The organism is Halorientalis pallida, assembly GCF_004118325.1.
GTDB classification, from domain to species: Archaea; Halobacteriota; Halobacteria; order Halobacteriales; family Haloarculaceae; genus Halorientalis; species Halorientalis pallida.
Window position 1 is genome coordinate 281243 of sequence record NZ_RDFA01000002.1, and the last position, 26530, is coordinate 307772.

Sequence of the window (26530 nt, forward strand, 5' to 3'; positions counted from 1 at the left end):
GTCGGTCGTGACTCTGTACTAGCCCCTGCGACCCGTCGTCTCATGCTATCGGACAGGAACGGCTCCGGTCCGGTAAAGGAACCCCCTCGTGAGGCGGGCAGTATAAGAGGAACTGGAACGCGCGACTCAGGTCTCGTCGTCGCGGCGCTGTTCTTCGTGGGCGCGTTCCCGGGCGCGCTCGCTGCCGTTGTACCCGTCGACGACCTGCTGGAGCGAGCCGGTCTCGACGGACAGGGCGGGCGCGGTCAGGGGTGAGACGCTGACTTCCCCCTCGACGAGGGCGCGGCGGTCCGACCCTTCCGGATACCGCTCACGGAGGGCCTCGTCGGCGGGGAAGGGGCTCTCCCAGCCGACGGTGCCGGGCCAGACCACGTCCCGGAGCGCGATGTCGCCCTCGCGCGGTTTGCCGATGTCGACCTCGTCGCGCTCGGTGGCCTCGTGTTCCACGTCGACCGCGTAGTCGTGGTGGGGTTCGGTCAGGCGCATCGGGGACTCGGGCACGTCGACCGGCGCGTTGACGTTCAGCACGTCGGCGTCCTCGAACACTACCGTACTCCGGCTGCGGACGAGCAGTTCCCGGGCGACCTTCGCGGGGCGACCGAAGTCGTACTCCTCGGGGGGATGGACGAAGAAGTCCTGTGCGTGGTAGGCGGAGATGGCGATACCAGGGGTGTCGAGGAAGGCGGCTTCGATGCAGGCACCGACGGTTCCGGAGCGGCCGACGACGTAGTTGCCCGCGTTGGGGCCGTGGTTACAACCGGCGACGACGAGGTCGAAGTCGGCGTCGAGGCCGCCGACGCCGTAGGCCACACAGTCGGCGGGTGTGCCGTCGATAGCGTAGCCCCAGGGGTGGTCCTCGCGGGTGGTGCGGTGGGTCCGGGTCCGTCCCGTCCCGCTCTGGTTGTCCGTCGGGGCGACGACGGTCACCTCGGCCACCCCCGTCAGTTCCTCGTACAGCGCCGCCAGCCCGGGGGCGTCGATGCCGTCGTCGTTCGTCAACAGCACGTGGGGGGCAGTCACGGTCGGTGGTTGGGGCCCCGACGCGTCAGTCTTTCGGGCCTGTCGTGACCCCTGCACACACGCACCACGGCGGTCGGCCGGGCTACCGGGGTTTTTATTTCGGGGGTTCGTTGGGCCGGCCAATGACCGTCCGCGAGGTCGCCGCCGAGGCCTACCGCGAGGCGCTCCCGGTGCTCGCCGTGAGCGCGGTGGGTGGCCTGTTCGCCGGCGTCGTCCTCGGCGGGATGGACGCGGAACTCGAAGCGGTCCCGGGCCTCCTGATGCTCGTCCCCGCCCTGCTGGCGACCCGCGGGAACGTCTACGGATCGCTGGGTGCGCGGCTCGCCTCCGCGCTCCACCAAGGGCTGATCGAGCCGACCCTGAATCTGGACGACGAGCGGTTGCGGGGTGCGGTCGCGGCGGCGCTGGCAAACGGCGTTCTCGTCAGCTGTTTCGCGGCCGTCCTCGCGTTCGTCGTCCTCGCAGTGCTGGGGCGGCGGGTCGCGCCCGTCACCACGCTCTTCGGCATCGCCGCCATCGCCGGCCTGATCTCCGGTCTCCTGCTCACGGCGGCGGTCGTCGGCGTCGTCTTCCTCGGGTATCGGCGCGGCTACAACCCCGACACGCTCGCGGGGCCGGTCGTCACGACCACGGGCGACGTGGTCGGCGTCGCCACGCTCTTGCTCGCCACGCGAATCGTCCTCGCCGCAGGGGGCCTCTGATGGAGACCCGCTGGTCCCCCGCAGCGATCATGCGGACGATGCTCCCGATCCTCGTCGTCCTGACGGGCATCGAACTCGCCAGTGGTTTCGTGCTCGATACCTTCGAAGGTACCTTGCTCCGGTACCCCTCCCTGCTCGTCCTCGTCCCCGTCACCATCGGGATGGCGGGCAACCTCGGGAGTATCCTCGCTGCGCGGCTCTCGACGGTGGTCCATCTGGGCCTGCTCTCTTTCGACCCCGACGACGAGTACCTGCTGGGCAACGCCGTCGCGACGGTCGGGCTGGCGCTGACGCTGTTCCCGCTGGTCGGGGCCGGCGCGTGGGTCTGTCAGACGCTCGTGAGTGGCTCTCGGCTGGGCGTCGGGACCGTCGTGCTGGTGGCGTTCGGGAGCGGCGCGGTGCTGGCGGTGCTTGCGGTCGTCGTGACGCTGGTGACGACCTACGCGGCCTACCGGTTCGGGCTGGACCCCGACGACGTGGTGATCCCCGTCGTCACGAACGTCTGTGACGTGCTGGGCGTGGTGGTCCTCTTTCTGGTGGTCCGGCTGGTGGTGTGAGGAGGGCGGACGGGATAGTCAGGGCTTTGACCGACAGATTCCAATGGCCGGTCAATGGCACCGGAGCCGACGGCGTTGCTGGTGGAGGTGCTGGTCCGCGTGGCGTCGATCACGGTGTTCATCGCCCTGGGGGTCGGCCTGGCCAGCGTCGCCGTCGAGTTCGGCGCGGTCGAGTACGTCGCGGGCCTGGCGCGACCGCTGACGGAGCCGGCGAACCTCCCGCCGGAAGTGGGCACGGCGATTCTGGCGACGACGGCTTCCCCCACCGCCGGGTACGGCATGCTCGCCGAGTACCGAGAGGCCGGCCTCCTCGACGACCGCGCGACGCTCGTCGCGGTGACGATGAACACGTTCTTCGGCTTCGCCCAGCACATCTTCACGTTCTACGGCCCCGTGTTGATCCCCATCCTCGGCCTGAAAGTCGGCCTCATGTACGTCGGCGCGCGGGCGCTGATCTCGCTCGCGATCACCGCGACCGGCGTACTCGCGGGGGCCCTCCTGCTCTCGGAGCGGAACGTCGACACGACAGTGGAGACCGACGTGGACGAGAATGCGGCCGTCGAAGCCGACGGAAGCGGCGGGGCGCGTGACCGCCGCGCCAAACTCCGCGCCGCCGCCGAGAGTACCGTCGAGAAGATCCGGGACATCGTGCCGCGCCTGCTGGTCGTCTACCTGCTCGTCGCGACGCTGGTGGCCTACTACGAGGAGATCGTCACCGTTCTCTTCGGCAGTCCGGACGCGGTCGGTATCGCCGGCGCGGTCGCACCCATCACGGGCGCGCTCGGCCTGCCGAGCGCAGCGATCCCGACCATCGCGGTGTTCGCGGTCGACACGACCAACGGCGCGATCTTCATCGCGCCGCTGATCGAGAACGGGACGTTCACCGCGCGGGCGGCCGTCGCGACGATGCTCGTGGGCGGGATCGTCTCCTTCGCCGTCTCGACGTTCAAGCGGTCGATCCCCTTCCAGTACGGCATCTGGGGCCGCGAGTTCGGCTCGAAGGTGATCGTCGTCAACACGGTCCTCAAGGTCGTGTTCATCGCCGTGGCGCTGGTGGTCTTGCTCGCACCCACGGCGATCTGACGGCCACGCGCGGCGCGGCCGCTCGGAAGCGGAGAAATCGGTAGAAACGTCGCCCTCAGAGGCAGTGCCCGGCGACCGGCTGCTTGGCCTCGATCTCGGTGTTGTAGCAGGTGTTGCAGGTGTACTCGTTCAACTTCGTCGTCTCGTCGTTCAGAGCCATCCGCGTCCCGCACTGTGGGCAATACATTATGATTGTATAAGGGCTACTGGTGACCTTAATTCTTTGCATCTGATAGGTGTGGTGAACTGTCCCACGCCATCGACTGGCAAATCTAAAGAAACGCAAGAAGTGTTTCCGGCCGCCCGGAGCCGGATCGGCCGAAGAGTTGCGAGAGGGACCCTCGGCCAGGGACGGTCAGGCCGTGTCGGGGATGGGGTCGGCGATGACGACGGCTTCGCCGTCGACGACCTCGTCGCCGTCGGTGTGGGCGCGGGTCGTCAGCCGATAGCGGCCGTTGCCGAGGTCCTCGACCACCTCGCACTCGGCGGTGACCTCGCTCCCAATGTCGACGGGGCCCAGGAAGGAGGTGTCCTGTGAGAGGTAGACGATGAGGCCGGGCAGGCGGGCCAGCGCGGCGCTGACGACGCCGACGACGAGCGTCCCGTGGGCGATGGGGCGGCCGAAGCGGGTGCCCTCTGCGTAGTCGGCGTCGAGGTGGAGGCGGTTGGTGTCGCCGCTGGCCTCGGCGAACGATTCGATGTCCTCCTGGGAGAGCGTCTTGGTGAACTTCACCACGTCGCCGGTCTCGATGCGGTCGTCGTGGGGGCCGAGGCTCTCGAAGTCCCACTCGTCGCGCTCGTAGGCGGTGTCGACGCGCTCGCGGTGGTGGTGATCGGCGGTCGAGCCACCGCTGGCAGCCGTCTCCCGAGTGAGATGGGGGAGGTAGTGGGAGAGGTCGGTCGTGGTGACGATGCCGACGAGGTCGCCGTCGCCGGACTGCGTCCGGCTGTCAGAGGCGCTTCGCGCCTCGCTGTCGTCGGTCACCGGGAGTTTCTTGATGGTGTGCTCGCGAAAGAGTTCGACGGCCGTCTCGATGGGGTCGTCGGCGTCGACGGTGACGACTGGGGCGGACATGCAGTCGGCGGCGGTCACCGCGTCGGCGTCGTACCCCTCGGCGACGAGGCCGACCACGTCCGACTCGGTGACGATGCCGACGGGATCGCCGCTCTCGACGACGACGACGGAGCCGATATCCCTCCCGTGGAGTAACTCGGCGACTGCGGCGGCGTCGAGGTCGGGACCGATCGTCTCGACTGTCGGGTTCATCACTTCGCGGATGGTGACGGGGACGAGCATCTGTCGGCACTCCGGTGCCACTCTCCCTATGCCTTTGGGTCAGCGCAGTGACCGGTCGGCCTCGCCGCTCAAGTGGCTGGCCCCCACAGGCGGCGTATGGACCGTGCCGTCGTCGCTCTGGTCGTCCTCGTCGCCGCCAGCGGTTGTCTCGGGCTCTCACCGGGCGGATCGTCCGCACCGGGGACCCCCCAACCGCCCGCGGACGCCGACCTCGCGAACAGCTACGCCGTGACCGTCACGGCGGTCGTCGACGGCGACACCGTGAAGTTCCGCTATCGCAACGGCACACAGGACACCCTCCGCCTGCTCGGCGTCGACACACCCGAAACCAGCGGCGAGAACGACCCCACGGAGTTCGAGGGCGTCCCCGAGACCGCGGCCGGTCGCGACTGTCTCGGTGAGGCCGGCCACGACGCGACCCGCGCGATGACTCAGCGTCTACTCGGCGAGACCGTCACCATCGGCGTCGACGCCGAGAGCGACCGCCGGGGCTACTACGGCCGCCTGCTGGGCTACGTCTACCAGGACGGCGAGAACGTCAACTACTGGCTGCTCACGGCGGGCCACGCCCGCGTCTACGACAGCCAGTTCACCGAACGGGAGGCGTTCGACGCCGCCGAACAGCGGGCCCGGGCAAACGGCACCGGACTCTGGGCCTGCGCGACCGAGAACCCGCCGACAGGGACCGAAGCCGGCGACGAACCCGTCGCCGCGGACGGCGGCACGGTCACGGGCCCGCTCGCGATCGCCGACATCCACGAAGACGCCGCCGGCGACGACCGCGAGAACCTGAACGACGAGTACGTGATCGTCGAGAACCGCGGCGAGACGGCACTCGATCTCTCGGAGTGGACGGTCTCCGACGAGGCCGACCACAGTTATCGGTTCCCCGAGGGGACGACGCTCGACCCCGGCGCTGCCCTCACCCTCCGGACCGGGAGCGGGACGGACTCGGCGACCACGCTGTACTGGGGGCAGGGTACGCCGGTCTGGAACAACGACGGCGACACGGTGACCGTGCGGGCCGAGAACGGGACGGTGATGGCCCGCCGAGGCTATTAGCCGCCCGAGCATCCAAGCCCGTCCAGCCCCGAGAAGGGGTATGGGTGTCCTCGCCCGCCTGGCACCGCCGCCGAGCCTGGTCGACTGGTCGATTCTCGCGCTCGTCGCGTTCGAGGTCGGCTCCGGACTGGTGAGTCTCACCGTCGGCCAGCCCTCGGGTGCGTGGCTGTTCACCCTCCACGCGCTGGCCGGCTTCACGCTGGTCGCCCTGCTGGGCTGGAAGTTCCGCCGCGTTCGCCACCGCGTCACCGATCGGGACCTGTGGGACGGCGGCACCCCCGTCTCGATCCTGCTCGGAACCATCGCACTCGCAACCCTGGGGACCGGAATCTACTGGGCGCTGTCGGGTCCCGTCCGGCTCGCCGGCTGGCCGCTCCTCTTTCTCCACATGGTTCTGGGCACGCTCGTCGCCCCCGTCCTGCTGTGGCACCTGCGCCACCGCTTCCGGCGCCCCTCCACTGCGGGGATGGACCGCCGCCGCACCACGCTCCAGTACGGGGCCCTGCTCGGCTTCGGCGCGCTCTCCTGGAAGGCCCAGCAGGTCGCCGGCGACGCCCTCTCGCTCCCCGGCCGGGACCGGCGGTTCACCGGCTCCAAGGAGGACGGGAGCGACGACGGCAACGCCTTCCCGGTCACCAGCTGGGTGGCCGACGACCCCGATCCCGTCGACCCCGACGCCTGGACCCTGACCGTCGCCGGTGCGGTGGACACCCCCCTCGAACTCGATTTCGACGCCCTCCCGCCCGGGTCCGGGTCGGCACCGCGGCGACACGACGGATCGGCGGCAGATGAACCCGTCGGCGAAACCAGCGAGCGGGCCGTCCTGGACTGCACCAGCGGCTGGTACTCCGAACACGACTGGGCGGGCGTCCGCGTCGGCGACCTGCTGGATCGAGTCGGCCCGGCCGACGACGCCGCGTGGGTCCGCTTTCGCTCCGTCACGGGCTACTACTGGAGTCTGCCCATCGAGGAGGCTCGCGACGCCCTGCTGGCGACCCGCGTCGACGGCGACCCGCTCGCACACGGCCACGGCTTCCCGCTCCGGCTGGTCGCCCCCGGACGCCGCGGCTTCCAGTGGGTCAAGTGGGTCGACGCCGTCGAGGTCACCCATCGCCAGGATCTGGGCCAGTGGGTCGCCATCTTCGTCAGCGGCCTAGACTAACGCGTCCAGCGCCCCCCAGAGACTGGGGCCGTCGTCCTCGTAGTGGATCGGGACGAACCCCGCCTCGCGTGCGGCCTCCACGTCAGCCTCGTAGTCGTCGCCGACCATCACGTACTCGTCGGCGTCGACCTGCTCGCAGGCGTGCTCGTAGATCGCCGGGTCGGGTTTCGCCGCGCCGGCCTCCGGCGCGGTCACGACCGTCTCGAAGAGTCCATCGAGGTCGTGGGCCGCCAGCACGGCGGCCTGCCAGTCTCGGCTCCGATTGGTGAGGACGCCGAGGTGGTCGGACTCGGCGAGCGCCGACAGCCCCGACCGCGCGGCCTCGGGCACCGTCGTCGCCTCGATTTCGGCCTCGCGGACGGCTTCGACCAGCGCGTCCGGATCGGGGTCACCGTCGACCGCGTCCGCGACCGCCGCCGCGCCCGCCCGCTCGGCCGCGGGATCGGTCGCGGGTCGCTGGTCGACCGTGTCGAGGTAGGTCTCGACCAGCGCCGGGCCGGCCTCCCCCAGGACCGTTTCGAGCCCGCGCTCGGCGACGGTCTCGGGGCTCTCGGTCCGTTCGAGGAGCGTGCCCTCGACCGCGAAGAAGATGGCCGCCGTCATCGGTCGTCGGGCTGGACCGGTCGCCCCTCCTCGGTCGGCGGCGCGACGTGGTCGACGTACTCCTCGACGGACGGCTCCTCGACCCGCACCCGGACGTGGAGATCGCCGAGTTCGCTCGGGTTCCCGACCGCGAAGGTGACCACACCCTCGAAGGCCGGCTGTTTCTTCAGGTCGAAGCTGAAGGTGTCGCCCTGGCGGTTCTCGAAGAAGACCTTCCGGGCCGCGTCGAGGATCTCCTGGCGGTGTAGCGCCTCCGAGAGTGCCTCCAGACTGTGGGTCTCGGCCAGCAACTCGCCCGGTCGCGCCTCGATCTCGGCGTCCGGGAAGACGTTGTGGATCGCGTCGGCCACCCGGTCGGTCACCTCCGTGTCGTTGACCGGCGCGGTGATCTGGACGTCGACGCTGTAGATCATCGCACCGCCTCCGGACCCTCGTCGAAGACCGTCCGAATCCGCCTGCGGAACCGTTCGAGCGTGTCGGTGTTCTCGATGGTCACGTCGGCCCGCTCCATGGCCTCGCCCATCCCGAACCCGAGTTCCCGCTCGTCGCGTTCCCGGAGACTCTCGCCGTCCTCGGTGTCGTCCCGGCCACGGTCGGTGATCCGCTCGCGGCGCACCTCGAAGGGGGCTTCGATGCTGAGGAGATGGAAGTCGTCCCCGAACCGGTCGCGGAAGGCGTCGAGCTCCACGTCCGACCGGAGGCCGTCCACGAGGACGGTGTCGGTGCCTTCGTCGGCCAGTCGCTCCTCGATCAACGGCAGGGACCGCTCGGCGATGGCCGCGGGCCCGTCCTCCTCGCGGAGCGCCTGTGCGATCTCGCCGTGGTGACTGGCCGGGTCCAGCCCGCGGTCCCGGCACTCCCGGCGGATCACGTCGCCCATCGTCACGACCGGCACGCCCAGCTCGCGGGCGACTTCCGCCGCCTCGCCTTTCCCACTGCCCGGGAGGCCGACTGTCCCGATAACGGTCATTGCCAGTCGGTAGTCCCGAGGCGCGCTTAAGGGCTGTGACTGGCCGTGGCGGTCGAAACGGATCCCCGAAACCGAGGTTCTTTTTGTCTCTCACGGTACAGTCGAAAGCGAGGGCACGTAGCTCAGTCCGGACTAGAGCGTCGGACTTCTATCGACGGTACCGACTGGTGCCGACGGAGGCCATCCGACGGTCGTGGGTTCAAATCCCACCGTGCCCGCTTCTGCGAGGCGCGAGATGCGAACGTAGTGAGCATCTCGGCACGTCCGAGCGGGGAGGGACGACCCGCGAGGCGTACACCGCGCCGAGCGACACGGCCACGTGTCGCAGTTGCGTCACTCCGTCCAGTTCCACTCCTCGTCGCTGTGCTGTTGCCGGCGTCCGGTAACGCTATTTTGGGTTTCGGGGTGTTCGAGGTCCTGGGCATTACAGAGCGGGCAGGTGGGCTCATCCATCGAGCGGGGATATCCATTGTATCCCAGGTATCCACACAGACCCCCCAGCATAAATCCGAAAAGCAGGCTGGCACTCACGAACGTGAAAAACATCATCGACACGATCACCGTCCCGAACAGCCCGAAGTAGCTGAGCCGTCGTTTCGGGGACACGACCTGCTGGCAATTCGTACAGTATCGGTCGTCAGTCTTCCTGTAGTTGCCAGTTTGGTCACCCCCAGCCATGATTACACATTTGATGCAGGCAGAATACAGTTCGATCTCCCGGTCGTTACGGTACGAAGCGGACGGCGAACCACCGGCAGCTGTCCACTCACCAGGTCTTTCGACCAGTGACTTTGGGAAACCCGGACAGCAGGATCACGGTGTCCTCGTCGTCCCGACGTCGAACATCGAACCGTCGTCGACACCGATTACTCCGCGGGACCGTTCGACGACCGCGCGTTCGATCCGTGCTGCGCGCGGCACGTCCGGACAGACAGCGTCGGCAGTCACTCGACGGCGAGATCCATCGGATCTTCGAGTTCGCCGGTGATCTGCTCGAAGGCGTCCGTCGCGGTGAGGAGACCGACGATGTCGTCGTCCTCGGTCACCAGTGCGAGTTCCTGATTTTCGGCCTGGCATCGGTCGATGAAGTCGCTGACGGTCGTCTCGGCGGGGACGGTCAGCGGCGGGGTCGCCAGGTCTTCGAGCGAGGTGGTCCCGGCGTTCAGCGCCTCGTAGTTGTGCAACACCGTCGGGGCATAGACGACGCCCACGAACGAGTCCAGCGAGCCGTTCAGGAGCGGGAAGCGGACGTGTGGCGTCCCGTCGATCCGGTCCAGGTTGGTCTGGAAGTCGTCGGTCGTCGAGAGCGCGACGATGTCACTGCGATCTACCACGATCTCGCCGACCGACAGTTGACCGATGTCGAGCGCGTTGATCACTTCGGTCCGGCGTTCCTCGGGGACTCCGAGCTGATTGAGCGACTCGCCCATCGTGCTTCGCAGTTCGGCCCGAGTGGTCGCGACACCGTCGTCGGCGTCCGCTTCGGTCCACGACCGGGAGATGTCGACGCCGAACAGGCCGAGCAACGCTTTGGCCACCCAGTCGGCCGCGACGATAACCGGGTACATCAGCTTCGTCCAGGCGTACAGCGGCCCCGAGCCGTAGCCGGCGACGAACTTGGCACGCTCGATACCGAGATACGTCGGTGCCTGCTCGCCGATGATGACGTGCATGAGGTTGACCACCGCCAGTGCGAGGATCACCGACAGCGTCGTGTGCCCACCGGTGACGCCGACGGCACTCAGCAGCGGGCCCATCACCGCTGTGACGGCGGGTTCCGCGACGACCCCGAGTCCGACACTGCAGATGGTGATCCCGACCTGACAGCCCGTGAGGAAAATTTCCAGTCGCTCGGTCATGTTCCAGGCGCGTTCGAGACCCCGCCCGTTGCCCTGAAATTCCGACTCATCGAACTGCCGGACGCGGGTCATCGCGAACTCGGTCGTGACGAAAAAGCCGTTGCCCAGCAAGGGCGCGACGCCACCGAACAGGCGAAGCCCCGTTACCAGCGAGAGAGCCATCAGATGCCTGGTTTATTCACCCACAGTCTAAATCTACTGTTTGTATTCCGCTGTGGTGTACTCCGTTGCGAAGGACGTCTCCGGCGGGTGAGAGTCGGCGTCTGCAGTCGCACAGTCCCGGATACTTTTGTTCCACCCACACCTCAGCGGGCGTATGCATCCCCGAGCCGAGGAGTTCGCCGAGACGGCCGCCGACCGCTACGGTATCGAGATCGACGTGCACGAGTTCGACGAGGGGACCAAGACGGCCGCGGACGCGGCCGAAGTGGTCGGGTGTGACGTGGCACAGATCGCCAGCGGGTTGGTGTTCACCGCCGACGACGAGCCGATCATGGTCGTCACTAGCGGGGCCAACCGCGTGGACGAGGCCCACCTGGCCGACGAGGTCGGTGCCGAGGAGGTAGCGATGGCCGACCCCGACCGCGTCCGGGCGGCGACGGGCTACGGCATCGGGGGTGTCCCGCCGTTCTGTCACGACTCGGACGTTCGGACCTACATCGACGAGACACTGCTCGACCACGACGAGGTGTGGGCGGCCGCCGGGACACCACAGACGGTGTTCCCCGTCGATCCCGGCCGACTGGCCGACCTGGCCGACGCGACTCCGGTCCCGGTGACAGGCTGAACGGCGGCCCCAATTGGTGTGAGATACGTCCGATAACACAACAGTATATATATTATGAGAGATAACCACACCCACGCATGACGAGACGGCTACGGAGACGTGAGGTACTCGGAGGAATCGCAGGGGCCGGTGCCGCCGGCCTGGCTGGGTGTACAGGCGGCAACGGCGGTGGGAGCGGCCGCACGATCAAGATGGGCCTGTTGATGGGCGTCACCGGCGGGCTGAGCGACCTGGGGCCGCCGATCCGCAACGCGGCCCAGCTGGTGCCCCAGCAGGTCAACGACGCCGACTCGGACTTCGAGGTCGACGTGCAGTTCGAGGACACTGCCACGGCGGCGAGTCAGGGCGTCAGCGGTGGGAACGCGCTCGTCAACGGCGGCTACCCGATGATCTGCGGGGCGCTCAGCTCCGAGGTCAGCCTGCAGGTGGCGAACCAGGTCGCGATCCCCAACGGCGTGACGATGTGTTCGCCGGCGAGCACTGCGCCGGACTTCACCACACTGGACGACAACGACTACTTCTTCCGGACGCCGCCGACCGACGCCCTCCAGGGGCAGGTGCTGGCCCAGATCGCCTCGGAGCGGCAGGGCCACAGCAGCGCGGCGACGCTGTATCTCAACAACGCGTACGGGAACGGCCTCTCGGCCGGGTTCGCCGACGCCTTCGAGAACGAGTACGGCGGAAGCGTCACCGCGTCGGTGTCGTTCTCGGAGGGGCAGAACTCCTACAGTTCGCAGTTGAGCCAGGCGCTGGGCGACGATCCCGACGTGCTGGTGGTCGTCGGCTATCCCGGGAGCGGCGTCACGATCTTCCGGGACTACTACAACGACTACGGCGCCGACCGGGACATCCTCGTCTCGGACGGGCTCCAGTCGGCCGATCTCCCGGGCAACGTCGGGCGGAGCATGCGCAACGTCACCGGGACCGCGCCGCTCGGCGAGGGCCCCGGTGTCGACTTCTTCTCCGAGCAGTTCCAGAACACCTACGACTCGGACCCGGCGGGACAGCCGTTCACGCGGCAGTCCTACGACGCCGCGGCCGTGCTGGTGCTGGCCAACGCCGCCGCCGGCGAGAACTCGGGCGCTGCGGTCCGGGACAACGTGCGCACGGTCGCACAGGGCGACGGGGAGGAGATCACGCCGAGCAACCTCGTCGACGGGATCGAGATGGCCGCCAGCGGCGACGCCATCAACTACCAGGGCGTCTCCGGGCCGGTGGCGTTCGACGACAACGGTGACCTGGCGGCGGCCACCTACGAGTACTTCGAGTTCACCGACTCCGGCGTGGAGACGGTCGAGACGATCACGCCCTGACTACCCGCCGAGGAAGTCAGCACGGACCTGCTCGTCGTCGAGCAGGGCCCTGCCGGTGTCCTCGTGGCGATTCTGTCCCTGCACCAGGACGTACCCGCGATCACACCGACGGAGGGCCTCCTTCGCGTTCTGCTCGACGATCAGCACGGCAGTGCCCGCCTCGTTGATCTCGTCGATCCGGTCGAACATCTCCTCGACCAGATCCGGAGCCAGTCCCGCGCTGGGTTCGTCGAGCAAGAGCAGGTCGGGGTCGAGCATCAGCGCCCGCCCCATGGCGAGCATCTGTTGCTGGCCACCCGAGAGCGACCCGGCCCGCTGGCCCTGGCGCTCTTCGAGGATAGGGAAGCGCTCGAACACCGCCTCGACCCGTGGTTCGGGGACGCCGTCCAGCGTGTACGCCCCCATCTCGAGGTTCTCTTTGACTGTGAGCCCCGCGAACACGTTGTCGGTCTGGGGGACGTAACTCAGCCCGCGGGTGATGATCTCGGAGGGACCCAGCCCGCTGATCTCCTCGCCGCCGAACTCGATCGAGCCCCCCATGTAGGTGGTCAGCCCGAAGACGGACTTCATAACGGTCGATTTGCCGGCCCCGTTCGGGCCGACGATGGAGACGTACTCCTCGCCGCCCACGTCCATGTCGACGCCGTCGAGGATCTGCAGGTCGCCGTACCCGGCGTCCAGATCCCGGATCTCCAGCAGCGCCATCAGACCTCACCTCCGAGGTACGCCTCAAGCACGCGGTCGTCGTTTTTGACCTCCTCGGGCGAGCCCTCGATCAGCACCTCGCCCTGGTGGAGGACGATCACCGGCTCGCAGTGGTTCATGATGACGTCCATGTCGTGTTCGACGAGCAGGAAGGTGTACCCGTCCTCGCGCAGGGCGCGGAGCCGGTCGAGGAGTTTCTCTTCGAGCGTCGGGTTGACCCCGGCCAGTGGCTCGTCGAGCAGGATCATCTCCGGTTCGATCATCAGGACCCGGGCCAGCTCCAGGAGTTTGCGCTGGCCGCCCGAGAGGCCGCCGGCGTACTCCTCGGCGAGGTGATCGAGTTCGAGGAACTCCAGGGTCTCCCAGGCCTGCTCGCGCAGTTGCTCCTCCTGCCGGACGACCTCGCTCCGTGCGCCGGGGAGGACCGCCCGCCAGAGTTTCTCGCCGACCTGGCCGCGCGGCGCGAGCATCGCGTTCTCCAGGACCGTCATCTCGTCGAGTTCGCGGGCGATCTGGAAGGTCCGGACCAGGCCGCGGTTGGCCGCCCGGTGTGGTCGCCAGCCCGTGATGTCGGTGCCGTCGAACACCACCTGTCCGCTGTCGGGCGTCTGCACGCCCGTGACGAGGTCGAAGGTGGTGGATTTGCCCGCGCCGTTGGGGCCGATCAGGCCGGTGATCGTCCCGCGTTCGACGTCGAAGGTCGCGCCGTCGACGGCCGTGATCCCGCCGAAGGACTTCTGCAGGTCCCGGACCTGCAAGAGCGGGTCGCCGGTACTCTCGTCGGTGGCCGCGGCCGACCCGTCGGCGGCCGCGCCGTCGGTGTCGGGGGACGTGGTCGTCATCGGTTCTCACCTCCCGGGCGCTCGCCGAGATCGACACTCGCGGCCGTCTCCGTCCGGTGGCCCAGCAGGCCCTCCGGCCGGTTCTGGATGAGATATATCAGGACGATGCCGAGCAAGACGAGGCGCAACGCCGAGACGTTCACGTCCGAGAGCGTGTACGCGAGCAGCGGCGTCACGTCCAGCGACGCCAGCGGCCCGACGGCCTCGAAGATGGTGTTGGGCGTCTGACCGATGCCCACTTCGAAGTACTGCGTGACGACCCGGCGGACGAAGTTCGGCCCCTCGAACAGCAGGCTCGCGAACACCGCACCGCCCACCACGCTCCCCGTGTTGGAGCCGGCGCCGCCGATGATGAGCGCGACGAACACGTAGAAGGTCGTGATCGGGCGGAAGTCTTCCGTCGAGGCGATCCCGCCGATCCGCCAGAGGATGGCCGCCAGCCCCATCAGCGCACAGCCGAGTGCGAACACCTTCACCTTGAACAGGCGGGTGTCCTTCCCGAGTGCGCCGGCGACGGTCTCGTCCTCGCGGATGGCTTTCAGCACGCGCCCGAACGGCGAGTTGCCGACCCGGCGCAACAGGACGTACACGCCCGCGACGAACAGCAGGAGGACGAGAGCGTACGCCGTCCCTTCGACGACCGGGGCGCGAACACCCAGCCCCTCGAAGGCCCCGAACACCGCCTCGCCGAAGGCCGACGGCGGCGACGTGACCTCCTGAGGGTTCTCGTAGAACAGGATCCGGATCGGGTTGGTGGGGAGTGACATCCCCGTCGAGCCGCCGGTCCCGAGCGCCACACCGCCGACCGAGAACGTCTCGAACACCGGCGAGCGATAGGTCAGTCGGACGATCTCGGAGAAGGCGAGCGTGACGATCGCCAGATAGTCACCGCGCAGGCGCAGGGCCGGCAGCGACGCGACGGCCCCGACCAGTGCGGCAGCGACGACGCCCCCGGCGATCCCGATGGGGAGGGGAAGACCCAGCCCCGGCGGGTTGGTGGTCGGTGCGGTGCTGAGCATCCCCATCGTGTAGACACCGACGGCCATGAACCCGGCGACGCCGAGGTTGAACAGCCCGGTGTACCCCCACTGGAGGTTCAGCGCCAGCACGAGCATCGCGTAGATCGCCGAGAGGAACGTGATGCGGCGGAGCGTGTTGACGATCCCACCGAGATCGTATCCCAGCACGAGCGAGACGCCGGTAAAGAGCGCGTACAGCCCGGCGGCGAGTGCCAGCAGGAGTGCGGCGTCGCTCCGGCCGTCGAACCACTCGGAGACGGCGGCTGCGCGGTCGCCGAGCGCGCTCATACGGTCGTCACCCCCCCGAGCAGGCCCTTCGGCCGCACCAGCAACATGACGATCATCACGACGAACGCCGCCGCGATGATGAAGCTCTCGGGGAGCCACACGAGCGAGAGCCGACTCGCGAGCCCGATGACGAGCCCGCCGACCATCGCGCCGTAGACGGAACCGATTCCACCGAGGATGACCGCCGCGAACACGAGCAAGAGCAGTTGCCAGCCGAAGCTCATCGTGAGCGCCCCTCGTTCGAGCGCGATCAGGAACCCGGCCGCGCCAGTCAGCCCGGCACCGAGCAACCAGGTGGTTCGGATCACACGCTCGGTCGGGATACCACTGACCTGCGCGAGGTCCTCGTTGTCAGCCATGGCGCGCATGGCGGTGCCGAACGTGGTGTACCGCAGGAGGACGTGCGTCCCGAGCATCAGCGCGACCGCCAGCACGGCCAGCGTGGCCTCGTGTGCGGTGACCGTCACCGTCCCGCTCCCGACCGCGAGCGTCCACGAGGGCGTGGCCTGCCCCGCGGTCAGCCCGCGGGGGCCGGTCCGGAGCGTGAACACCAGCAGGTAGCGGACCGCGAGCGCGACCCCGACGCTCGCGATCAGCAGGGCGATCCCGCGCTGGCCGCGCATCGGTCGGAAGACGATCCGGTCGATCAGGAGCGCGAGCCCGGCCGTCACCACCACCGAGACGAGCAATCCGAGGGTGATGGCGACCGGTGCGGTCGTGACGCTGATTCCGAGCGTCCGGGACGACGCCGTCAACAGCGCGAGCGATTCCAGTTCGGTCGACCCCAGCCCGGTGACGAGGAACGCGGTGATCCACCCGACCACCCCGCCGACGGTGATGTAGTCGCCGTGCGCGAAATTGGCGAAATTGAGGATGCTGTAGGTCATCGCCAGCCCGATGCCTGCGAGGCCGAGCGACAGTCCGAGCACCGTCCCGTCCTTGAGGAATCCCGCGAGGCTCGCCGTCGTGAGCGCGCCCGTCCCGAGTTTGCGGAGCAAATCCGCAAAGAGGAGCGCGACGAAGAGCCCGAAAGCGACGACGACCGGTCGTCCGCGGACGAACGCGACGACGGTGTTTGTATCCGTATTTGTGGCCATACTGTCGCATACGAGGCGAGATATAAAACGTTCACAGAATCTCGCAGGCTCTCGACGCCGGACGTCGGCCCCGGTCCCCGACTGCTGACATCCCGATATTGTGACATCACGACCACAGTTATTCTGAGTGATAACTGGCTCGCCATTCATAAGGAGAAGAAGAGCGGATATTCGATACTTGATTCATGTCAGGTGATAGGTTGCGGCGATTGCTCGGTCGTACCGACCTCACTGGGTCGACGGGCGACGGGTCCACGTTTCGGCAGCGGTACGTGTCGACACTGTCGGATCGACTCGCACAGGAGTCGACGACGGGATCGGATCTCGGCGGTGTGTTGGCCGCACCGTCCGAGGCGGACCCGGCGGAACTCGCGGACGCCTACGACGCCGCAGCGACCGGCGACGTCGTCGCGGATCACAGTGTCGCGGTCGACACGGCGGTGACGGCGGCGTTCGCGGAACTCAGAGCCGAGCTGGAGGACGAGGCGGCCATCGACCGCGTGGAAGCGTCGCTGTCGGACACACTGGACGGCTTGTTCGAATCGCTCGAGACGGGCGTCGACGTGGCCGGACCGGTGACCGCGGCCGACGGCGGGACCACACCGGCCGACGGCGAGGCGAGCCTCGACGCGGAGACAGGGACGACGGGTTCGGACGCCGCGGCGGAACCGCCGGTCCCGCTGGCCGCGCGGGAACTGTTCGATCACGTCGGGACCTGTCTGTTCGTGCTGGACGAGACGGGCGACGTGGTCGTCTGGAACCGCGGGGCCGAGGAGTTGACCGGCGTCCCCGCCCGAGAAGCCTACGAGGCCGACATGGCGAGCGAGGCGTTCTACCACGACGGCCGGCGGGCCAAGACCCTCGCGGACAAGGTCCTCGACGCGCCCGAGTCGGCCGACGAAGTCTACGACGTGCCCCGGGTCGACGACTACGAGTTCCCGCTGTACCGCGACCGGAGTACGATGACCGACGCGGACGGTGCGGAGCGACACATCTCGTTCAGCGCCGCGCCGCTGTACGAGGACAGCGAGGGACAGGGTCCCTCTGACAGCCGGACGCAGTCCGGCGACGGCGACCTCGTGGGCGTCGTGGAGATGGTCCAGGATCGGACGGCCGATACCGTTCGGCGCGAGCGGACGACCGACCTGCTGGTCGAACTGCAGTCGACCATCGAGGCGATTCAGGGCGGCGACTACGACGCTCGCGCCGCCTTCGAACACGAGGGTGTCGTCGACGGGGAACTACTGTCGGTCGTCGACGCGCTCAACGATATGGCCGAGCAGTTCCAGTCGCTGGCCGGCAGCGTCGCCAACGACGTCGAGGAGCTCCGCGAGGAGGCCGAGACGGTGACCGACCGGTCGACCGACATCACGACCGCTGCCGCCGACCAGAGCGAGACGATGACGCAACTGGCGAGCGAGATCTCGAACCTCTCGGCCAGCGTCGAAGAGGTCGCCGCCAGCGCCTCGCAGGTCGACGCCACGAGTTCCGAGGCCGAGGAGATCGCCCGCGAGGGGCAGGCGTCGGCCCAGGAGGCCGTCTCCTTACTGGAGGAGGTCGAAGACTCGGCCGACGACGTCGCCGACGACGTCGACCACCTCCAGGACCGGATCACCGAGATCAACGATATCGTCGAAGTCATCAACGACATCGCCGACCAGACGAACATCCTGGCGCTGAACGCCTCCATCGAGGCCGCCCGCGCCGGTGAAGCGGGCGAAGGGTTCGCCGTCGTCGCCGACGAGGTGAAACAGCTGGCCGAGGAGTCCCAGCAAAACGCCGCGGAGATCGAACAGCTCATCGACGGGATCCAGGCCGACACCGACGAGACGGTCGCGAACCTGACGTCGACGACCGAGCGGATCAGCGAAGTGAACGGCCAGGTCGAGGACGCGATGGCTCGGCTAGAAGACATCGTCCAGGCGATCAGCGAGGCCTCACAGGGGATCCAGGAGGTGGCCGACGCCACCGACGACCAGGCCGCCTCGACCGAGGAGGTCGCCAGCATGATCGACGAAGCCGTCGATCAGGCCGACGAGATCGCGGCCGACATCGAGACCATCGCCACGGCCAACCGCGAACAGATGGAACGGGCCCGCGAGATCCGCGAGAGCGTCGAAAAACAGCGGTTCTGAGCGAGTCAGATGTATCCCAGCGCGTCCTCGATCCGGCCCAGTTCCGGGCCCGTGGTGTCCTCGCCGACGACGTAACCGTTCTCGTTGGCGAGCAGGCCCGACCCGACGAGCGGGCCGCCGTAGTTGATCGTCCCGATGTCGGCGGGCACGTCGAGCAAGTCCTCGAGGAAGTCCAGTTCCTCGTCGGTGGTCTTGGGGTGACAGAGGACGCCGCGGTTCGTGGCGACGGCGGCGGTCCCCACCGTCCGGACGCCCGCCAGCGTGCCGCGTTCGACGGGCACGTCCAGCGCGTCTTTGACGGTCTGGACGGCCTCACGGGAGAGGTCCGGGTGGACGTACGCGCCGGCGTCGTTGGCCAGGACGACGTTACCGGCGGCGGTGATCCGGCCCGGGAGTTCCGTGACCGAGAGGGAGACGACGTCTTCGATAGTCTCGTGTTCGCGGTCGGTAGCGCGGCCGCTGACCAGCAGGCCGTTCTCGTTGCCGGTCGCCAGCGCACCGACGGTGCCCGAACCGCCGACCGTCGTCGGGACGGCCGGGACCGCGAGTTCGTCGGCGAGATCATCGCGGAGGTCGTCGTCGACGTCGGGACGGACCAGCAGACAGTCGTCGGTGGCCCGGGCGAAGACGCCGACGTACGCCGAACCGGCGAAGGCCGCGCGGAGCAAAGCTATGCCGTCTCTGCTTCGACGACGGCCTCGCCCTCTTCCTCGAAGCGGGCGGCCCGCACTCGTAGCTTGCTCGGGGGCTTTTTCTGACCGCGGTCCCAGATCTCTTCGTTGATCGAGGGGTCCAGCCGAACCGCGTCACCCTCGACGCTGAAGTGCTGGGCGAGGTGTTCGCGGATCAGCGTCATCGCTTTGCCGGCGCGTTCGTGTTTCGGTTCCGCGTTCAGGTCTCGGAGCGGGACGGTGATGACCCGCTCCTCGAAATCACTCGCGCTCATTATTCGTCGGTGTCGCTGTTACGCCAGCTACGACGCTGGGGGTTGCGCTGGACCTCGCGGTCGGTCTTGAGCATGACCCACGCCGGAATTCGGCTGTTCTGACGGTCCTTCTTTGCGAGGCGCTTTTTCTTGGCCTTCGACTTCTTACCCATAGTGCCCGCTTCTACCCCGCCGCCGCTTAAATTTGTGTTCTTTCGCACCGCACCCACCCGAGGCGGAAAAACGTGGGGGAAAAGGGCGCGCCCTCGCTTCGCTCGGTCGCGTGAACCGCGGCTCACTACGTTCGCCGCGGATGCTTACAGAAACGCCAGCGGCACCATCACGGCGAACCCGAGAACGAGGCCGGAGACCAGTTCCCGGTAGCCACGGCCCGGAAGTCCGCTCCCCATCTCCAGAGCCTCGGGAACGAACTCCGAGAGGACGAGATAGATCATCGCGCCCGCGGCGAAGCCGAACCCGGCCGGCAGGAACTCCCGGGCAATCCGCACGAAGTAGAAGGCCAGCACTGCGCCGATGGGCTGGGGGAGACTGGAGAAGACCGCCCACCAGACCATCTTCCAGTTGGGCACGTCCATCGACCGGAGCGGGATGGAGATCGCCAGCCCCTCCGGAACGTTGTGGATGGAGATAGCGACGGTCATGAACACAGCCAACAGCGGAACGACGAAGGGGCCGAACGCGAACCCGCCTTCGAGGTTCAACTCCGCGAAGGAGACGCCGACGGCGACGCCTTCGGGGAAGCTGTGGACCGTCAGAATGCCCAGGATCAACACGAGTTTCTGGAAGTCCGCCTCCTCGTACTGCTTGGGGTCGAAATGGTGATCGGAGATGACCCGGTTGGCGACCACGACGAGCGCGACACCCGCCGCCAGCCCGGCGACGATCAGCAGGTAGTCGCTCTGCCCGTCGGCTTCGGCCATCCCTTCGAGGATCAGCCCGAACGTCGACGCCGAAATCATGATGCCGGAAGCCAGCCCCCAGAGGCCGACCTGCAACCGGTCGCTCACCTCCGAGATGAAAAAGAACGGGAGCGCACCCAGCCCCGTGGCCAGGGCCGTCACCAGCCCCGCGACGAACACCAGCGTCAGATTCGCGAGCGGTCCCATACGCTAGCTTCGAACGTCGACGGCTTAAGAATTATCACGAAGCTGATTGTTTTTGGCCGACCTAAACGGGTGACGGAGCGCGTGTCGGGGTGATCCTTATACACTCGTAGGGGCTTTCGAGTATTCGGTAGACATGCACGCGTTTCCATCGCCTAATACCCAACGTTTATATTCTGATTTCGCATTTCACTACTCGATGTCAACGACGAAGGCGACTGGGAGTGGAGAAACGGTCACTATCGTATCGGCGATGGACGAACGCGGCACCATGACGGTCACGAAGCCGACGACCGGCGAGACGGTCGAGGTGGTCGACTACGCCGACGAACTGCTCCGGGAGCGCGCGAAGACGCTCTCGCCGGGCGCGACGGCGCGGCTGGAGCTGACGCCGACCGAGGACGGAACGTGTTCGCTCACGCGACTGCTGCCGGGTGGCCCCGCGCTGGGATTCGGCGCGGACTGATCGACTTACCGGCGCGACGGCGTCACGGCGGCAGCCACTCAGGGGTGGCACACTGGCGTTCCTGCATCTTCTCTCGTTCTGGATTCGGTAGCCGTGGGCACGTGTAGCGTCGAAAATCGTACAGCTGTGGGTTCGTCGCCGCCCGAAGGTGGAGCCGGCACGAGTGGGCCGGAGTACGGCGTCAGACCGTTCCGCCGTAGCCGTACTCGCCGTATCCCTGTGTCCCGTACGAATCGGACGGGGTGGTGGTCGTCGGCGTCTCTGTGGTCGAGGCTATCGGCGAGTTGATCGTCACGGTGTAGGACCCGCCACCGTCCTCGATGTCGACAACCTGAACGTAGTAGGTGCCGTCGGTCGCGGCGGTCTCGGCGAGTTCCACGGGCGTCGCCGAACTGGCGTAGACCTGATCCAGGAAGTTCCCACCGTCGTCGTAGATCGCGACGAGGGAGACGCCCGTCTCGTCCGCGGTCGCGTACTCGACGGTCAACGGTTCGTCGGCGGTCACGCCAACGGCGTACCAGTCGACTTCGCCGGCCGCCAGCGTCCCCGTCACGGCGGTGTTTTTCGCCACCAGCGTCGCGTCGATGCGGACGTCGTTAGGTTCCTGCTCGGCCGTCGCAGCACCGACGGCGACGACCGATCCGGCCCCGACGGGAACGCCGCCGTACCCGAACCGCTGTTTCCGCGGCCGTTCGGGCGCGTCGTCGTCGTCGCCGACGCACCCGGCCGTCCCGGCGGCCCCCAGCGTCGCCAGCCCCGCGGCCTTGAGGTAGTCCCGTCGGCCGAGCCCCACGTCCGCAGCGTCGTCGTCGACCATGGCTACAGCCACCCCTGACGGGCGGCTCTGCCGCCGGTCGTTCGACGGTTTGTGTCAGATAGAAATATATTGTCAGATTCCAACTGTAGTTGCCCGAATGCGGCCAGTCGTCGGGTGTGATCGCGGCGGACGACGCCGCGAGCAACGGTGGGGACTTCTGTTCGCCTACTGAGCATCGTCTTGAGGCCAGGAGAGTACGTATAAATTCTTTCCCCGGCCATTATATCCTCCGATAGCTAGACAGTTGGTCTAACGTCCGAATGATAAGATATCTACACACACGTCGTTTCTGACGTATTCTTTATATTTCGAGATGTGGGAGCACTGGCCGCACGTGTGGCGTCACAGCGCGAACCGGTCGACCGTCTCGTACTCGGGTCCCGTGTCGGTGAGGACGCTCTCCGTGAGGCGGATTTCCTCGACCCGGAGGCGGCCGGTGGTCGGATCGCGTTCGCGGACGGCTTTCTGAACCAGTTCTTTCCCGCCGGCGTGTTCCATACGGGCGAGCGTGACGTGGGGTGTGAACTCGTGGTCCGGCGGTTCGAAGCCCAGTTCGATCAGGCGCGGCGCGACCGCCTCGTGGAGTGCCGTCAACCGGTCACCGCCGGACTCGAGGCCGATCCAGACGACGCTGATGTACTCCAGCGAGGGGAACACGCCGAGGCCCCCGAACGCGGCGGTGAAGGGGTCGACGTCCGCCTCGGCGACGGCGGCGTCCAGTGCGGCCGTAACGTCGTCGAGGCGGTCGGGGTCGGTATCGCCGAGGAAGAAGAGGGTGACGTGTGCCTGTGCCGGATCGGTGAAGTTCAGCCCCGAGGCGTCCGCGAACGGATTCTGGACGTCCGCGACGGCGTCGCCGAGGCCGTCGAGGTCGACGCTGACGAACAGTCGCTTGCCCATACGGGATTCAGTGGCGACGGCGAGTTGAACGTTCGGGCCCGACTCGGCGCGTGACACGAACGAAATCGTCCTAAGTGACCCGCGCCAAGTGGAGGCGAGGACGACTTCGTGGTAGCGCTCACCCGTATCAGACGCGTGACGATCCCACAGGGTCTCGTTCGCGCCGTCGACGACCACGTCGCGGCCGAACACCCGCGCGAGGCCGGCGGGTTCCTGGCCTGTGAGCGCCGCGGCGGGTGCCTCCACGCGACCGAACACGTCCCCCTGCCGAACGAGGCGGCCACGCCCGAACGGCGGTTCGTCGCGACCGTGGACGAACGCGCACCGCCCCAACCCAGAATCTGCTATCACTCCCACACGTCGGCGTCGACCCCCTCGGGCCTGACCGACGTCGACCGCCGGAAGATCCCCGAACGGTACGCCCTCGTCGTGTTCGCTCCCCGCGGCGACCCCCACAGTTACCGGTTGTTCCAGCGGGGCCTGCTCCGCTGGCGGGAACTCCCCGTCGGCCGCGCCGAAGCCGGACCTGGCGAGTGGCATCCGCTCCCGCGACTGGCCTAACACACCTTATATTTCTCCTGTCGGGACAGCACCCACCCTATCTGTTCGTACGTCCAGCTATTCACACTGGACGACGGGAGTCGTTGCATCAGTACGGGATTCGATATACAATCATATGGGAAAGCCTTTCAGTTGTGATCAGACCCTAAGTTTTGTAGCGAAAATGAGCCTAAACGTGGCGCACTTCGGCGGTACGATTGGAGCAATTCGATTTCGAACGGGATTCGGTGACGAAACGGGCACCGTGAGACGGGGGGTGATCGCATGAGCGTCATCCTCTACGGGGTCGGCGGGGCCATCGCGGTGATGCTGGCGGTCGGACTGTACGTCTCCCGGAAGATCGAGGGCGACAGCATCAACTACATCGTCGCGGGCCGGGGGTTGATTCTCCCGCTGGCGGCGGCGACGTTGATGGCCCAGTCGCTGGACGCGAACGCGACGCTGGGGAACACCGACCTGGTGGCCGCCGCCGGGTTCTGGGCCGGCGCGGCACTGCCCATCGGACTGGCACTGTGTCTGTTCATCACCGGCCTCTTTTTCGCCAAGCCGATGAACCGGATGAACCTCACGACGTTACCGGACTTCTTCCGGCGAAAGTACGGCCGCACCGTCGAGATGATGGCGAGTTTCATCATGGTCATCAGTTACGCCTTCCTGCTGGCCGGGAACCTCGTGGCCGGCGGGTACCTCTTCCAGACGTTCGTCGGCACCAGCTACGCCGTCGGCGTCGTGTTGATCGCCGCCATCGTGTTCGCCTACACCATCGCGGGCGGCCTGTTCGCGGTCGCGTACACCGACGTGATCCAGGCGTTCGTGGCCTTCTTCGGCTCCATCGGCCTGATCGTCTTCGTCGCGACCCAGTACGGCATCACCATCCCCGACGGGATGGGGCCGATGGCACTGGGGCAACTCACCGACCCGAGCCAGGGCGCGTACATCAACCTCGCGACCATCGTCGCGCTGGGGCTGGGTGACATCGTCGCAATCGACTTCATGGAACGGGTATTCGCCGCCGACAGCCCCGAGACGGCTCAGCGGGCCTGTTTCATCGGCGCGGCCGGCACGCTGATCATCGGCATCCCCTTCTCCATCGTCGCGCTGTCCTCGAGTTCGATCCTCGCGAGTCTGGGGATCGAACCCGGGAGTCAGGCAGTGCTGTACGTCCTCCTGCAGAACGCCGTCCCGCCGTGGCTCGCGGCCGTCGTCATCGCGGGCATCGTCGCCGCCTCGTTCTCGACCAGTGACGGTGCCATCCTGGGCACCTCCTCGGTGATGGCCCGCAACATCGTCGGTATCCGGATCGACGAGGAACGCAGTTCGGGTGCCGCGACGGCGACCGATGGCGGCTCCAGCGGGTTCTTCAGCGGCGAGAGCGACAAACTGCTGAAAGTGACGCGGCTGATGGCCGTCCCGATCACGTTGCTAGGGATCTTCTTCGCGCTGCGCGTCTCCGCGACCGGGATGTTGCTCGTGCTGGCGTTCGACATCATGCTCGCCGGAGCGCTGGTGCCGCTCGTGTTCGGCCTCTACTGGCCGAGTCTGTCGAACACGCCCGCCGCACTCTCTTCGATGGTCGCCGGGTCGGTCACCCGCCTGGTGCTTTTCGTCCTCGTCCCGACGACCTACGCCTACGAGAACACGCTACTGTACATCCCCAACGACATCTTCACCGCGTCGTTCGACGGTCTGCCGACGTTCATCGCCGCCGCCGTGGGCCTCGTCGTGTTCGTCACCGTCGGCTACGCCACCCGCGATAGCTACGGGAGCCGGTCGCTCGACGAGGAGGGCCACCGGACCATCGTCGCCGGCGGCGACGACAGTGACGAATAACACGTTCGTCGACTGATTTGCCTTTTTGGTATGCTTTCCTTAACCAGTAATCGCTTATGCCGCGGACCAAAACACGAAATCGAGAATAGATGGACGATCATCGACCGAGTCTGTCCGTTCGACGACGGAGTGAGTGGGTGTGAACCGGGACCCCATTCGGATGAAGCGGAAGGTCCAGCAGTTGGGCTCGTCGACACTCGGTGTGACGGTGCCGGCCGACTGGGTTCGCCACCACGGGATCGAGAAAGGGGACGAACTCATCATGCAGCGCGACGAGAGCGGTGGGTCGCTGTTGCTGGTCCCCGAGGACCCGACTATCGCCGACGAGGAAGCGACGATCGACGCGGATTCGCTGGGCGCCGACGCGCTGGAACGGGCGATCGAGACCCAGTACGTCCTCGGCCGGCAACTCATCAGCATCGCCGGAGCCGATCCCCTCACCGGGCCACAGCGTGACGCCGTCCTCAGCGCCGAGCGCCGGCTCATGGGGCTGGGCATCGTCGAGGAACGCGAGACGGAGATCACGGTCCGGTGTTCCATCGCGCCGACGGACTTCGAGCTCGGCACTCTGCTTGGCCGGCTGTACCGGACGGAGGCCACGATGCGCCGTGACGCCCTGACCGCTCTGAAGGACGGCGACGGCGCGGCAGCCGAACGGGCGATCGACCGGCAGTCACAGGTCCGGAAACTGTTCTACCTGTTCCTCCGGATCGTCTTCGCGACCTACCGCAACCCGCGGCTGAACCGGGCGGTCGGCCTCGACACGGGCTTTCCCCTGATCGGCTACCGGTCGGCGGTCCAGGACATCGTGCTGATGGCCGACGCCGCCACCGAGATCGCCGCGCTGGTCCGCGACCACGACGTGTCGGCAGTCGACGAGGAGACCGCCGCCCACGCCGACGCGCTCGCCGACGCCCTCGACACAGCCGCCGAGGCTACTCGGACCGCGGTCGTCACGCCGGACTACGGCACGACCTGCGAAGCCCGGACGGCACTGGGACGCGTCGACGACCACGTGGCCGAAGTCAACGCCTACCTCCGGGACCGTCGGCCCGAACCGCTGCTCGTCCTCCAGCGGGCCGTCGACATGCTCGAACGGAGCGCCCGCCACACCCGGGACACCCTCGCCGTCGCGACCCATCTCGCCTTCCGCGAGGACCCCGACCTGGTCACCGCCGAGTGACTGCTCGGCGCACCCCCGCGGCACGATTCTCCACCGCTCGCTTCGCCGCCACACACCCCGCCAGCGACGGCTACCTCTAGGACCTTTAGGACCCAGTGACAACCACTGGACCCAGCGGTACATGGGGGACGGTATTACACGTCTCAGGGAACGCTTTTGAATACTGGCCGATCACACAGAAACGTCGACGAAAACGCGACACGCGATTCGCTTTCGAGCACTCA

General features: G+C 67.4%; 29 protein-coding genes and 1 tRNA gene. 13 read left to right on the forward strand and 17 right to left on the reverse strand.

Features of this window, described 5'->3' with window-relative positions; genetic code table 11:
• Positions 1–126: 126 nt before the first annotated feature.
• Positions 127–1020: a 5'/3'-nucleotidase SurE gene (gene surE, locus EAF64_RS06590; protein ID WP_129068188.1), complete on the reverse strand. Its 894-nt coding sequence runs from the start codon at positions 1018–1020 to the stop codon at positions 127–129.
• Between the two features lie 122 nt (positions 1021–1142).
• Here surE and EAF64_RS06595 point away from each other — a divergent pair, with 122 nt between their 5' ends.
• From EAF64_RS06595 to EAF64_RS06605, 3 genes are read left to right on the forward strand one after another with little or no spacing between them, the layout of a single operon-like run.
• Positions 1143–1721 carry a magnesium transporter gene (locus tag EAF64_RS06595; protein WP_129068189.1) on the forward strand — a complete coding sequence of 193 codons (579 nt, stop codon included), beginning with the start codon at positions 1143–1145 and terminating at the stop codon, positions 1719–1721.
• Entirely contained in the window at positions 1721–2278 is a 558-nt protein-coding gene (locus tag EAF64_RS06600; protein ID WP_129068190.1) for a magnesium transporter, read from the forward strand. The genes EAF64_RS06595 and EAF64_RS06600 overlap by 1 nt, the downstream gene beginning before the upstream one ends.
• Positions 2279–2332: 54 nt before the next feature.
• Entirely contained in the window at positions 2333–3361 is a 1029-nt protein-coding gene (locus EAF64_RS06605) for a nucleoside recognition protein (protein WP_129068191.1), read from the forward strand.
• Between the two features lie 355 nt (positions 3362–3716).
• On the opposite strand, the gene EAF64_RS06610 is transcribed toward EAF64_RS06605, so the two are convergent.
• Complete coding sequence (locus EAF64_RS06610) at positions 3717–4658, reverse strand: CBS domain-containing protein (protein ID WP_129068192.1); 942 nt, start codon at positions 4656–4658, stop codon at positions 3717–3719.
• A gap of 96 nt (positions 4659–4754) precedes the next feature.
• Between EAF64_RS06610 and EAF64_RS06615 the strand changes: the two genes are divergently transcribed.
• Together EAF64_RS06615 and EAF64_RS06620 are read left to right on the forward strand one after the other, a co-directional pair.
• A complete protein-coding gene (locus EAF64_RS06615) occupies positions 4755–5720 on the forward strand; it encodes a lamin tail domain-containing protein (protein ID WP_129068193.1) in 966 nt (321 codons plus the stop codon).
• A 40-nt stretch (positions 5721–5760) separates the two neighbouring features.
• Positions 5761–6882: a molybdopterin-dependent oxidoreductase gene (locus tag EAF64_RS06620; protein WP_129068194.1), complete on the forward strand. Its 1122-nt coding sequence runs from the start codon at positions 5761–5763 to the stop codon at positions 6880–6882.
• Here the strand turns inward: EAF64_RS06620 and EAF64_RS06625 are convergent.
• From EAF64_RS06625 to EAF64_RS06635, 3 genes are read right to left on the reverse strand one after another with little or no spacing between them, the layout of a single operon-like run.
• Positions 6874–7485, reverse strand: a complete 612-nt coding sequence (locus tag EAF64_RS06625; protein WP_129068195.1) for an HAD family hydrolase — start codon at positions 7483–7485, stop codon at positions 6874–6876. The two genes, EAF64_RS06620 and EAF64_RS06625, sit on opposite strands and share 9 nt — an antisense overlap.
• A complete protein-coding gene (locus tag EAF64_RS06630) occupies positions 7482–7898 on the reverse strand; it encodes an RNA-binding domain-containing protein (protein ID WP_129068196.1) in 417 nt (138 codons plus the stop codon). Before EAF64_RS06630 ends, EAF64_RS06625 begins: the two co-directional genes overlap by 4 nt.
• Positions 7895–8455, reverse strand: a complete 561-nt coding sequence (locus tag EAF64_RS06635; RefSeq protein ID WP_129068197.1) for an AAA family ATPase — start codon at positions 8453–8455, stop codon at positions 7895–7897. Before EAF64_RS06635 ends, EAF64_RS06630 begins: the two co-directional genes overlap by 4 nt.
• A 111-nt stretch (positions 8456–8566) precedes the next feature.
• Here EAF64_RS06635 and EAF64_RS06640 point away from each other — a divergent pair.
• Positions 8567–8673 (forward strand) — tRNA-Arg (locus EAF64_RS06640).
• Between the two features lie 115 nt (positions 8674–8788).
• Here EAF64_RS06640 and EAF64_RS06645 read toward each other — a convergent pair.
• Complete coding sequence (locus EAF64_RS06645) at positions 8789–9133, reverse strand: hypothetical protein (RefSeq protein ID WP_129068198.1); 345 nt, start codon at positions 9131–9133, stop codon at positions 8789–8791.
• Positions 9134–9399: 266 nt separating this feature from the next.
• On the reverse strand, positions 9400–10476 hold the full coding sequence (locus tag EAF64_RS06650; RefSeq protein ID WP_129068199.1) for a CNNM domain-containing protein: 1077 nt from the start codon (positions 10474–10476) through the stop codon (positions 9400–9402).
• Between the two features lie 154 nt (positions 10477–10630).
• On the opposite strand from EAF64_RS06650, the gene EAF64_RS06655 reads away from it, so the two are divergent.
• Entirely contained in the window at positions 10631–11101 is a 471-nt protein-coding gene (locus EAF64_RS06655) for a YbaK/EbsC family protein (protein WP_129068200.1), read from the forward strand.
• 77 nt (positions 11102–11178) lie between these two features.
• Positions 11179–12414, forward strand: a complete 1236-nt coding sequence (locus EAF64_RS06660) for an ABC transporter substrate-binding protein (protein ID WP_129068201.1) — start codon at positions 11179–11181, stop codon at positions 12412–12414.
• On the opposite strand, the gene EAF64_RS06665 is transcribed toward EAF64_RS06660, so the two are convergent.
• From EAF64_RS06665 to EAF64_RS06680, 4 genes are read right to left on the reverse strand one after another with little or no spacing between them, the layout of a single operon-like run.
• Positions 12415–13119, reverse strand: coding sequence for an ABC transporter ATP-binding protein (locus EAF64_RS06665; protein WP_129068202.1), 705 nt, complete (start codon positions 13117–13119; stop codon positions 12415–12417).
• Complete coding sequence (locus EAF64_RS06670) at positions 13119–13961, reverse strand: ABC transporter ATP-binding protein (RefSeq protein ID WP_129068203.1); 843 nt, start codon at positions 13959–13961, stop codon at positions 13119–13121. The genes EAF64_RS06665 and EAF64_RS06670 overlap by 1 nt, the downstream gene beginning before the upstream one ends.
• The gene (locus EAF64_RS06675; protein WP_129068204.1) at positions 13958–15268 is read right to left on the reverse strand and encodes a branched-chain amino acid ABC transporter permease; all 1311 of its coding nucleotides are present in this window, start codon (positions 15266–15268) and stop codon (positions 13958–13960) included. The genes EAF64_RS06670 and EAF64_RS06675 overlap by 4 nt, the downstream gene beginning before the upstream one ends.
• Positions 15265–16365, reverse strand: coding sequence for a branched-chain amino acid ABC transporter permease (locus tag EAF64_RS06680; RefSeq protein WP_129068205.1), 1101 nt, complete (start codon positions 16363–16365; stop codon positions 15265–15267). Before EAF64_RS06680 ends, EAF64_RS06675 begins: the two co-directional genes overlap by 4 nt.
• A 185-nt stretch (positions 16366–16550) precedes the next feature.
• On the opposite strand from EAF64_RS06680, the gene EAF64_RS06685 reads away from it, so the two are divergent.
• Positions 16551–18500: a methyl-accepting chemotaxis protein gene (locus EAF64_RS06685; RefSeq protein ID WP_129068206.1), complete on the forward strand. Its 1950-nt coding sequence runs from the start codon at positions 16551–16553 to the stop codon at positions 18498–18500.
• Between the two features lie 5 nt (positions 18501–18505).
• Here EAF64_RS06685 and EAF64_RS06690 read toward each other — a convergent pair whose 3' ends face one another.
• From EAF64_RS06690 to EAF64_RS06705, 4 genes are all read right to left on the reverse strand, one after another.
• Positions 18506–19168, reverse strand: coding sequence for a translation initiation factor IF-6 (locus EAF64_RS06690; protein WP_129068207.1), 663 nt, complete (start codon positions 19166–19168; stop codon positions 18506–18508).
• A 2-nt stretch (positions 19169–19170) separates the two neighbouring features.
• The gene (locus EAF64_RS06695; RefSeq protein ID WP_129068208.1) at positions 19171–19446 is read right to left on the reverse strand and encodes a 50S ribosomal protein L31e; all 276 of its coding nucleotides are present in this window, start codon (positions 19444–19446) and stop codon (positions 19171–19173) included.
• Complete coding sequence (locus EAF64_RS06700; RefSeq protein WP_077206110.1) at positions 19446–19598, reverse strand: 50S ribosomal protein L39e; 153 nt, start codon at positions 19596–19598, stop codon at positions 19446–19448. Before EAF64_RS06700 ends, EAF64_RS06695 begins: the two co-directional genes overlap by 1 nt.
• A 144-nt stretch (positions 19599–19742) precedes the next feature.
• Positions 19743–20552 carry a ZIP family metal transporter gene (locus EAF64_RS06705; RefSeq protein WP_129068209.1) on the reverse strand — a complete coding sequence of 270 codons (810 nt, stop codon included), beginning with the start codon at positions 20550–20552 and terminating at the stop codon, positions 19743–19745.
• A 196-nt stretch (positions 20553–20748) separates the two neighbouring features.
• Between EAF64_RS06705 and EAF64_RS06710 the strand changes: the two genes are divergently transcribed.
• Positions 20749–21015: a hypothetical protein gene (locus tag EAF64_RS06710; RefSeq protein ID WP_129068210.1), complete on the forward strand. Its 267-nt coding sequence runs from the start codon at positions 20749–20751 to the stop codon at positions 21013–21015.
• 181 nt (positions 21016–21196) lie between these two features.
• Here the strand turns inward: EAF64_RS06710 and EAF64_RS06715 are convergent, their stop codons facing one another.
• A complete protein-coding gene (locus tag EAF64_RS06715; protein WP_129068211.1) occupies positions 21197–21832 on the reverse strand; it encodes a hypothetical protein in 636 nt (211 codons plus the stop codon).
• A gap of 342 nt (positions 21833–22174) precedes the next feature.
• Positions 22175–22732, reverse strand: coding sequence for an RNA 2',3'-cyclic phosphodiesterase (gene thpR, locus EAF64_RS06720; protein WP_129068212.1), 558 nt, complete (start codon positions 22730–22732; stop codon positions 22175–22177).
• 108 nt (positions 22733–22840) lie between these two features.
• Between thpR and EAF64_RS06725 the strand changes: the two genes are divergently transcribed.
• The 3 genes from EAF64_RS06725 (at position 22841) to EAF64_RS06735 (ending at position 26306) form a co-directional block, all read left to right on the forward strand.
• Positions 22841–23293, forward strand: a complete 453-nt coding sequence (locus EAF64_RS06725; protein ID WP_227738898.1) for a Mov34/MPN/PAD-1 family protein — start codon at positions 22841–22843, stop codon at positions 23291–23293.
• 264 nt (positions 23294–23557) lie between these two features.
• The gene (locus EAF64_RS06730) at positions 23558–25123 is read left to right on the forward strand and encodes a sodium:solute symporter family protein (protein ID WP_129068213.1); all 1566 of its coding nucleotides are present in this window, start codon (positions 23558–23560) and stop codon (positions 25121–25123) included.
• A 160-nt stretch (positions 25124–25283) separates the two neighbouring features.
• Positions 25284–26306 carry a phosphate signaling complex PhoU family protein gene (locus EAF64_RS06735; protein WP_129068579.1) on the forward strand — a complete coding sequence of 341 codons (1023 nt, stop codon included), beginning with the start codon at positions 25284–25286 and terminating at the stop codon, positions 26304–26306.
• Positions 26307–26530 lie beyond the last annotated feature (224 nt).